Genomic DNA, 716 nt, shown 5'->3' with positions numbered 1-716 from the left:
AAGACAGAAGAAAAATCGAATGAAATCACCGCTATTCCAGCGTTATTAAGACTTTTGGACATTAAAGGTTGTCTTGTTTCTATTGATGCCATGGGCTGTCAAAAAGACATTGCAAAGCAGATTGTGACGCAAAAAGGCGATTATCTTTTAGCGGTTAAAGGCAACCAAGACGCCTTGCATCGTGCGGTTAAACAAGCCTTAGCCGAAAGTATTTCGCTTCCTGTTGATCCGAAGCAGATACAAATTACTCAGGGACATGGACGCTACGAGGCCAGAGAATATAAGGTATTGCCCGCTACCGCTCTCATCGGTGAATTTAAAGAATGGACAGGGTTAAAAACGATTGGCGTTGCCATGGGTTATCGCTTTGAAAAGAAAGCCCAACAATACTCGTTAGAATACCGCTACTACATTAGTTCAGCCGAACTAGACACGTCCAGATTTGCCGAAGCGGTTCGAGGTCATTGGGGCATAGAAAATAGTTTACACTGGGTGCTTGATGTCTCGATGAATGAAGACAAGTGTCCAATTTATAACGGAGAATCAGCTGAAATATTAGCCACGATGAGGCATTTTGCTTTAAACATGCTACGAGCCGAAACGAGCAAAAAAGCCAGTATTCGGCGCAAACAGAAAATTGCCAGCATGGACATAAAGTATTTAGATAAAGTATTGGCAGCGGGTTTAAAAGCTGTGGCAGAAGAGTGAATGAGGTG

Annotated in this window: 1 protein-coding gene; it reads left to right on the top strand. The window is 42.9% G+C overall.

Annotated elements, in window-relative coordinates:
• The coding region (locus DK187_RS20920) for an ISAs1 family transposase (protein WP_111609223.1) at positions 1-708 on the top strand (708 nt) is incomplete at its 5' end.
• Positions 709-716 lie beyond the last annotated feature (8 nt).

This window comes from Marinomonas arctica (assembly GCF_003259225.1).
GTDB classification, from domain to species: domain Bacteria; phylum Pseudomonadota; class Gammaproteobacteria; order Pseudomonadales; family Marinomonadaceae; genus Marinomonas; species Marinomonas arctica.
Note: the sequence above shows the minus strand (reverse complement) of the source record. Positions and strands in the feature narration are given on the sequence as shown.